Source organism: Streptomyces sp. NPDC045470, assembly GCF_040646595.1.
Lineage (GTDB): Bacteria > Actinomycetota > Actinomycetes > Streptomycetales > Streptomycetaceae > Streptomyces.
On the sequence record NZ_JBEZAN010000012.1, the window covers coordinates 247,775 to 256,673 of the forward strand.

An 8,899-nucleotide genomic window follows, 5' to 3' on the forward strand; every position below is an offset into this window, starting at 1 on the left:
GCACGGTCGTGCCCCACCGGCGCTGCTGCCGCCGCTGTCACTTCCACGGTACGAACGGACCGATCCACGCATCCGCCACCGGCCGTCTACCCGTGCCCGCCCGTCACTCCGCGCACCCGCACCCGATACCCGACCTCGCCGCCGCCCTGACGCCCGACGACCACCTCCCCACCCTCCAGCCGCGTCGCGAACCGCTCGACCGCCGGCCGCTGCCAGCCGCCACCGGCGTCCGGCACGACCAGGCCGCCACCACCGCGGCCCTCCTTCGGGGGCCACACCTCCAGTTCCGTCGTACCGTCCGCGCCCGCCACCGGCACCACCGCACCGGCTCGCGCCAGCACCGGAATCCGGGACAGCGGCGCGTCCACCAGCACCTGTCCGGGCCCGTCGTACGCCCGCCCGTCCGCCGTGTCGTACCAGCGCCCGCGCGGCAGCCGCACCGCCCGCCGCGTCACCCCGGGCCCCAGCACGGGCGCCACCAGCAACGCGTCACCCAGCAGGAAGGCGTCCTCGCAGTCGCGCAGCTTCCGGTCGCGGGGGGTGTTCCACCAGACGGGGCGTACGTACGGCGCTCCGGAGAGGCGCGCCAACTGCGCGAGCGTCACGAAGTACGGCAGCAACCGCATCCGCTCCAGCAGCGCGGCCCGCGCGTGCTCCAGCACTTCGGGCCCGTACTCCCACGGCTCCCGCCGTCCCGCGGTCATCGCCGAGTGCGTACGGAACAGCGGCAGGTACGCGGCCGTCTGGAACCACCGCAGATACAGCTCCGGCGACGGCACCCCCGAGAACCCGCCGACATCCGGCCCGCTGTACGGCACCCCGCACAGCCCCATCCCCAGCACCAGCGACAACGAGGCCCGCAGCCCAGGCCACCCGGTCGCCACGTCCCCCGACCACGTCCCCCCGTAGCGCTGCATCCCCGCCCATCCGGAACGGGAGAACAGGAAGGGGCGCTCCTCGGGCCGCAGTTCCAGCAGCCCTTCGTACCCGGCGCGTGCCATCGCCAGCCCGTACACGTTGTGCGCCTCCCGGTGGTCACCGCCCCGGCCCTCCAGCGCGTGCCGCGCCGACCGCGGCAGTGAAGGATCGCCGAACGCCGCGAACGACACCGGCTCGTTCATGTCGTGCCACACCCCGGAGAACCCCTGGGCCAGCCGCTCCGCGTACAGCCCGCCCCACCATTTGCGCACCCGCGCGTCCGTGAAGTCCGGGAACACCGCCTCGCCCGGCCACACCACTCCGCGCACCGCCCGGCCCCGCGCGTCCCGTACGTACGCGTCGGCCGCGGCCCCGCCCTCGTACACCGCGTTGCCCGGCTCGGCCTTCACCCCCGGATCGACGATCGACACCAGCCGCACGCCCTCCTCGCGCAACTCCCGTGCCAGTCCGGGCAGGTCGGGGAAGGCCGTACGGTCCACGGTGAAGACGCGATGGCCGTCGTAGTGGTCGATGTCCAGATGCACGGCGGACAGCGGCAGCCCGCGCTCCCGGTAGCCGGAGACGACCCGCCGTACCTCCGCCTGGCTGCCGAAACCCCACCGGGCGTGCTGCGGACCCAGCGCCCAGCGGGGCGGCAGCGCGGGCGCCCCGGTCAGCGCCGTCCAGCCGAGCAGGACGCGGGCGGGCGTACCGGCCAGGACCCAGTACCGCAACGGGCCGCCGTCCATCCGCAGTTCCGCGCAGCCCGGCCGGTCGTGCCCGGAGCCCGCACCCTCCACCCCTTCGCGCAGCGTCACCGTGCCGTCCCACGAGTTGTCGTGGAAGACCAGGTGCGTACCGGCGTCCGCCACCACGAGCTGCACCGGCATCGTCACGGACAGCGGATCGTCGCCCGGCACGAACGCACCGCCCGGGTCGGTGTTCCACAGCCGGTACGTGCCCGCCCGCAGCCGCGGCCCCGCCGACCGGCCGCCCAGCCCGAAGAACCGGGCGTCCGCGGCCACCTCGGAGCGCTGCACCCAACGGGAGTCCCCGGCCCGCTCGCCGGACTCTCCGCCGCCGTCCCCGGAGACCCCGGCCCCCGGCCCTTCCCCACCGGGCCCTCCGCTCCCGTCCCCGGGCACCCGGTCCCACCAGCGCGGCGGCAGCTCCCGCCGCAGCACCACCCCGCCCGGCGTCCGCACCTCCACCGTGCCGTGCCGCGACACCGTCACCGTCACCCGCTCCGACACGACCCGCCAGCCGCCCTCCGTACCGGGCTCCAGCACCGCCCGCGCGTCCGGCTCCGGGCACGCCCCGGCCAGCGCGTACGACGGCTCCGGCGCCGCGTCGTCCCAGCCGCAGAACACCGCACCGCCCGACGCCACCCGCACCCGCAGTGACGAGCGCGCGAAATGCACCACACCGCCTCCCGGCTGCGGCTCCGCGCGCACCGCCGTCCCCGGCACCCGCGCCCGCTCCCGGCCGCCCCGCGGCAGCCCCAGCGCGTCGGCACGGCGCCGCCGCCACGCCGACCGCCACGTCCGCAGCCCCCGTACCGATCCCAGTGCTCTGACGGCCCGGACCGCACCGGCCGTCCCGTCCCACCGCGGCCACCGCGCCGACCGCTCTTGATCACGCCCGTCCATGCTGCTCAGCCTGCCATCGACGGCCCGCGACGGGGGCGTTGTTCAGACCCCGTTCACCTGGGAAGAACCAGGATCTCACACGCGGCACACCGGTGGCGCGCACGCCGCCGGTTCCGGCCACCGGGCCACGCCGGAGCCCGCTCCTGACGACAGGTACGGGGCCGCCGCCGTACACGGACGCGCGATCGCTCCCGACGCGCGCCCGCGGCCCCAATGTGCGGCCGACCCTGGCGCAGAAGTCGATCACGTGGCATCGTCCTGCCCAGCCGTGTCACACGCACGCGCCCCCGCGCTGCGCCGGGGCGATCCCCCGGACCGGACGGGGACCACGCAACGCCGCGTACAGCCGGGAGCCGATCATGACCACCGCACCGCAGTCCGACCCGCAACCGGAACCCCTGTGGCAGCCCGGCCCGGACCGCATCGCCGGCGCCCAGCTCACCCGGTTCCACGACTGGGCGGCCGCCCACCACGGCGCTCCCGCCCGCACCGCCGGCGACCCGGTGGCGGACTACGCCGCGCTGCACCACTGGTCCGTGACCGAACTGTCCCGTTTCTGGCAGGCCGTCGCCGCCTGGTTCGACGTCCGCTTCGCCACGCCGTACGAGACCGTCCTCGCCGACCCCGCGATGCCCGGCGCCCGCTGGTTCCCCGGCGCCACCCTCAACTACGCGGAGCACGCGCTGCGCGCCGCCGAGGACCCGGCCCGCGCCGACACGCCCGCCCTGCTGCACGTGGACGAGACCCACGACCCGGCCCCCGTCACCTGGGCCGAGCTGCGCGCCCAGGTCGGCGCCCTGGCCGCCGAGCTGCGCCGCCTCGGCGTACACCCCGGCGACCGGGTCAGCGGCTACGTCCCCAACGTCCCGCAGGCCGTCGTCGCCCTCCTCGCCACCGCCGCCGTCGGCGCCGTCTGGACCTCCTGCGCCCCCGACTTCGGCGCCCGCAGCGTCCTGGACCGCTTCCAGCAGGTCGAGCCCGTCGTGCTGTTCACGGTCGACGGCTACCGCTACGGCGGCAAGGAACACGACCGCCGCGACACCGTCGCCGAACTCCGCCGCGAACTGCCGACCCTCCGCGCCGTCGTCCACATCCCCCTCCTGGGGACCCCCGCGCCCGAAGGCGCCCTGGAGTGGTCCGACCTCACCTCCGCCGTCACCGAACCGGTCTTCGAACAGGTCCCCTTCGACCACCCCCTGTGGGTCCTGTACTCCTCCGGGACGACCGGCCTGCCGAAGGCCATCGTCCAGTCCCAGGGCGGCATCCTCCTCGAACACCTCAAGCAGACCGGCCTGCACTGCGACCTCGGACCCGACGACCGCTTCTTCTGGTACACCTCCACCGGCTGGATGATGTGGAACTTCCTCGTCGCCGGCCTCCTCGCGGGCGCCACGATCGTGCTCTACGACGGCAGCCCGGGACACCCGGACACCGCCGCCCAGTGGCGGATCGCCGAACGCACCGGCACCACCCTGTTCGGCACCTCCGCCGCGTACGTGATGGCCTGCCGCAAGGCCGGCGTGCAGCCCGGCCGCGACTTCGACCTGACCACCGTCAAGTGCGTCGCGACCACCGGCTCCCCGCTGCCGCCCGACGGCTTCCGCTGGCTGCACGACGAGGTCGCCGCCGACCTGTGGATCGCCTCCGTCAGCGGCGGCACGGACGTCTGTAGCTGCTTCGCGGGCGCGGCGCCCACCCTCCCCGTCCACATCGGCGAACTCCAGGCCCCCTGCCTCGGCACCGACCTCCAGGCCTGGGACCCGCACGGCGAGCCGCTGACCGACGAGGTCGGCGAGCTGGTCGTCACCAACCCCATGCCGTCCATGCCGATCCATTTCTGGAACGACCCCGAGGGCACCCGGTACCACGAGAGCTACTTCGACACCTACCCCGGCGTCTGGCGGCACGGTGACTGGATCACCCGCACCGCACGCGGCACCGTCGTCATCCACGGCCGCTCCGACTCCACCCTCAACCGCCAGGGCGTACGGATGGGCTCGGCGGACATCTACGAGGCCGTCGAACGCCTCCCCGAGATCCGCGAATCCCTCGTCATCGGCCTCGAACTGCCCGACGGCGGCTACTGGATGCCGCTCTTCGTCCACCTCGCGCCCGGCGCCACGCTCGACGACGCCCTGCGCGACCGCGTCAAGCGGACCATCCGCGCGCAGTGCTCCCCGCGGCACGTCCCGGACGAGATCATCGAGGCCCCCGGCGTACCGCACACCCTGACCGGCAAGCGGATCGAGGTCCCCGTCAAACGCCTCCTCCAGGGCACCCCGCTGGAGAAGGCCGTCAACCCCGGCTCGGTCGACAACCTCGAACTCCTGCGGTTCTACGAGCGGATCGCAGCCGAGCGCGCCGCGGCCGAGGGCGCCGCGACCGAGCGCGGACGGTAGCGGGCGGGCCGTCGCGGACGGCCGTTGTCAGACCCTCCGATTACTCTCAGTCACAAGTGAGGCTCGCCGAGCGAGCAGCACACACCGACCGAGGGGGAGCCATGACCACACCGTCCCGACGCACCACAGACCGCACCGCGGACAACGAACACACCGCACGCACCGGACGCACCGCTCCGGGCGGGCCCGCCGCCGCACGCCGCATGCTGCGCCGCGAGATCCCGAGCACCGCCGCCGTCCTGGCGGACGCACAGGACTTCGCGGCCATGCGCCGCTACCGCACCTTCCCGTTCGACGACCACACCGCCTACCTCCAGCAGATGGAGACCCTGCTGCGCTCACTGACCGCCCAGGGCATCCACACCACCGTCGCCCTCTTCGACCCCGTCGCGTACGAGACCTTCTGCACGGACCTGGACCTGGACCCCGACCGCCCCGACAGCCGCTCCCGCTACACGGCCGAACTGGCCTGTACCGGCGCCACCCTGCCGTACACCGGCGAATCCCTGGCCCGGCTGCTGCCCGTCCTCATCGACGAAGCGGAACGCCAGGCGACCTGGGACCGCGCCACCGCGCTCCTCGCCCGCACGGGAGCCTGTGCGGACTGCGGCGAGGACCTGGCGCGGGCCGCCTTCGCGCGCGCCTCCCGCGCGGTCACCGGCCTGCTGGACACCCTCGGCGACGGCACCCACCACCTGGTGTGCAGCGTCCCCGCGACCGGCACCCCGCTCCTCGCCGTGCTGCACGCCGACTCCCGCGAGGACGGCCGGCTGGAGCTGTCCGAAGCCGCGACGCTGGTCTTCTGCACGGTCCTCGCCGCCGGCGTCGCCCTGCGCAGCCCTGGCGGCATCGTCTCCCGTACGGCCGAGACCGCCGGGCGCGACACGGTCCGCGGCTGGGTCCTGCGCGACGCTTGGCTGCACCCGCTCAGCGCCGCCGAGGTCTTCACGGCCTACTGCACGGACGCCGACACCGGCGAACCCGTCCCGCCCGAGCCCGGCGTCGACTACGACGCGGGCCTCACCCTCCCCGACCCACCGCCAACGGAGGGACACGACCACAGCCACCACTGACACGGCGGCCACCTCGCCGCACCGCAGGACGGCCGCCCCACCGCGAACGTAGGACGTCAGCTCTGCCGTGAACGCCGGACGGCCGCCCCGCCACAAGGGCGGGACGGCCGTCCGTACCAACGTCGTGCTGCCTGCTCGGCGAGGTCCGGAGGCCCGGCCGGTCACTGCCGCGCCGGGCCCGCCGGGGACCAAGCCTCGGGGATCACTCCCCGGAGAGCACCGCCTGCGCCGCGGCGCGCGCGTCCTCGGCGGTGTCCGCGGCCCGCGCGGCGGAAGCGGCACGCTCGCACTGGGCCAGCGTGTGCTTCGCCAGCGTCGCGCGCACGTAGGGAATCGACGCCGCGCCCATGGACAGGCTCGTCACGCCCAGACCCGTCAGCACACAGGCCAACAGCGGATCGGAGGCCGCCTCACCACAGACACCACAGCTCTTGCCCTCGGCCTTCGCCGACTCGGCCGACAGCGCCACCAGGTCGAGCAGCGCCGGCTGCCACGGGTCCTGCAGACGCGAGACCGCACCGACCTGACGGTCGGCGGCGAAGGTGTACTGCGCCAGGTCGTTGGTGCCCAGCGAGAGGAACTCGACCTCCTGCAGGATCGACCGGGCGCGCAGCGCGGCGGACGGAATCTCCACCATCGCGCCGAACTTGGCCTGCAGCCCGGCCTCGCGGCACGCGTCCGCGAACGCCTTGGCGTCGGTCCGGTCGGCCACCATCGGCGCCATGACCTCAAGGTAGACCGGCAGCCCTTCGGCAGCCTGGGCCAGCGCGGCCAGCTGCGTACGGAGCACCTCGGGGTGGTCCAGCAGCGTCCGCAGACCCCGCACGCCCAGCGCCGGATTCGGCTCGTCACCCGGCGTCAGGAAGTCCAGCGGCTTGTCCGCGCCCGCGTCCAGCACCCGCACCACGACCCGGCCCTCGGGGAAGGCTGCCAGCACCTTGCGGTACGCCTCGGCCTGCTTCTCCTGCGACGGCGCCTGCTTGCTGTCGTCCAGGAAGAGGAACTCGGTACGGAACAGCCCGACACCCTCGGCACCCGCCTCCACGGCCGCCGGCACGTCCGAAGGACCGCCGACGTTCGCCAGCAGCGGCACCTTGTGCCCGTCCGACGTGGCACCCGGGCCGGTGGAAGCCGCCAGCGCGGCCTTGCGGGCCGCGGCGGCCTGCTCCAGCTCCGCGCGCTTCTCGGCGCTCGGGTCCACGAAGATCTCGCCCGTGCTGCCGTCGACGGCGACGACGGTGCCCTCGACCAGTTCGCCCGCGCCCGGCAGCGCGACCACGGCCGGCACCCCCAGCGCCCGCGCGAGGATCGCGCTGTGGCTGGTCGGCCCGCCCTCCTCGGTCACGAAGCCGAGCACCAGCGTCGGGTCCAGCAGCGCCGTGTCGGCGGGCGCCAGGTCCCGCGCGATGAGTACGTACGGCTCGTCGCTGTCCGGCACACCCGGCATCGGCACGCCGAGCAGCCGCGCGACGATACGGTTCCGCACGTCGTCGAGGTCCGCGACCCGCCCGGCCAGGTACTCGCCGGCACCCGCCAGCAGGGCCCGGTAGGCGGCGAAGGCGTCGTAGACACCGCGCTCGGCGGTACTGCCCACGGCGATGCGCCGCTCGACGTCGGCCATCAGCTCCGGGTCCTGGGCCATCATGGCCTGGGCTTCCAGCACGGCCTGGGCCTCGCCGCCCGCCAGGTTGCCCCGCGCGATCAGGTCGGCGGCCACAGCTTCCACGGCCTTGCGGGCACGCCCCTGTTCGCGCTCCGCTTCCTCGGCGGGAATCTGCTTGGCCGGCGGTTCGAGGACCGCCGTGCCCATGTGCCGCACCTCGCCGATCGCCACACCGTGGCTCACGCCGACGCCTCGCAGCGTTGTCTCCATCTCACCCGTCTCCGGTTGATGCGGCGGTCACTGCCGCCGCGGTGGTTGTCGTACGTGCCGTCGGAACGGCAGCAGGGGCTACTGCCAGCTGAAGAGCTGCTCGCCGGCCTTGATCTCGCCGTCCTCGACGACCTCACCGAGGGAGTCGGCGGTCGCCTCCAGCGCGACGACCGGGCAGACCGGCGACTTGCCGGCCTCTTCGACGGCGGCCGGGTTCCAGCGCACGACGGCCTGGCCGCGGGTGACGGTGTCGCCCTTGTTGACGAGCAGGTCGAAGCCCTCGCCGTTGAGCTGCACGGTGTCGATACCGAGGTGCGTCAGCACGCCGTGGCCCTCGCTGTCGACGACGACGAACGCGTGCGGGTGCAGCGAGACGACGACACCGTCAACGGGCGAGACGGCCTCGGACGGCTCACGCACCGGGTCGATGGCGGTACCGGGACCCACCATCGCGCCGGAGAACACCGGGTCGGGCACGGCCGCGAGTCCGATGGCGCGTCCAGCGAGCGGGGACGTCACGGTGGTCATGGGAGTCCTCCCAGGGGTGGAGATCTTTCAGGCCGCCGTCACTACCTGTCCTGGACGGCGCACCGATCAGAGCGTAAGTCATAAGAAGTGAGGGTTCCGCACGCGCGACACCAGCCCCGGAGCAGCGTCCCCGGGGAATCGATTTGCCCCGTCCGACGCGGCCCTGTACTGTCTGACACCTGCCCCGGTCCGACAGAACGCGATCACTTCGCGGCACGGACAACGGGCGGCACTCCTTCAGAACTGATCGAGATTTTCGACCTCGTTTCTGCATGTCTGCGGAAAACACGGTGGTCCGGAAGCCCGAAACGGCCTGATAGAGTGGTGGAACACCGAAGGGAAGCGCCCGGAGAGCCTGGTGAAGCAGGCACAAAGGAAGCGTCCGTTCCTTGAGAACTCAACAGCGTGCCAAAAGTCAACGCCAGATATGTTGATACCCCGTCCACCGGCACACGCCGG

Annotated in this window: 5 protein-coding genes; 2 read left to right on the top strand and 3 right to left on the bottom strand. The window is 73.6% G+C overall.

Annotated features, from left to right (window positions below; translation table 11 throughout):
• Positions 1–86: 86 nt before the first annotated feature.
• Positions 87–2,567, bottom strand: coding sequence for a TIM-barrel domain-containing protein (locus AB0A97_RS28755; protein ID WP_361155240.1), 2,481 nt, complete (start codon positions 2,565–2,567; stop codon positions 87–89).
• Between the two features lie 359 nt (positions 2,568–2,926).
• Between AB0A97_RS28755 and AB0A97_RS28760 the strand changes: the two genes are divergently transcribed.
• Together AB0A97_RS28760 and AB0A97_RS28765 are read left to right on the top strand one after the other, a co-directional pair.
• Positions 2,927–4,966, top strand: coding sequence for an acetoacetate--CoA ligase (locus AB0A97_RS28760; protein ID WP_361155242.1), 2,040 nt, complete (start codon positions 2,927–2,929; stop codon positions 4,964–4,966).
• A 203-nt stretch (positions 4,967–5,169) separates the two neighbouring features.
• A complete protein-coding gene (locus tag AB0A97_RS28765) occupies positions 5,170–6,039 on the top strand; it encodes a hypothetical protein (protein WP_361155278.1) in 870 nt (289 codons plus the stop codon).
• Between the two features lie 202 nt (positions 6,040–6,241).
• On the opposite strand, the gene ptsP is transcribed toward AB0A97_RS28765, so the two are convergent.
• Both ptsP and AB0A97_RS28775 read right to left on the bottom strand, forming a co-directional pair.
• On the bottom strand, positions 6,242–7,912 hold the full coding sequence (gene ptsP / locus AB0A97_RS28770) for a phosphoenolpyruvate--protein phosphotransferase (RefSeq protein WP_361155244.1): 1,671 nt from the start codon (positions 7,910–7,912) through the stop codon (positions 6,242–6,244).
• A gap of 78 nt (positions 7,913–7,990) precedes the next feature.
• Entirely contained in the window at positions 7,991–8,440 is a 450-nt protein-coding gene (locus AB0A97_RS28775) for a PTS glucose transporter subunit IIA (protein WP_361155246.1), read from the bottom strand.
• Between the last annotated feature and the right edge of the window lie 459 nt (positions 8,441–8,899).

Excerpts from the sequence above, each read along its gene's own strand:
- AB0A97_RS28755 (WP_361155240.1), bottom strand. The coding sequence starts at position 2,567 with ATGGACGGGCGTGATCAAGAGCGGTCGGCGCGGTGGCCGCGGTGGGAC.
- AB0A97_RS28760 (WP_361155242.1), top strand. The coding sequence starts at position 2,927 with ATGACCACCGCACCGCAGTCCGACCCGCAACCGGAACCCCTGTGGCAG.
- AB0A97_RS28765 (WP_361155278.1), top strand. The coding sequence starts at position 5,170 with ATGCTGCGCCGCGAGATCCCGAGCACCGCCGCCGTCCTGGCGGACGCA.
- ptsP (WP_361155244.1), bottom strand. The coding sequence starts at position 7,912 with ATGGAGACAACGCTGCGAGGCGTCGGCGTGAGCCACGGTGTGGCGATC.
- AB0A97_RS28775 (WP_361155246.1), bottom strand. The coding sequence starts at position 8,440 with ATGACCACCGTGACGTCCCCGCTCGCTGGACGCGCCATCGGACTCGCG.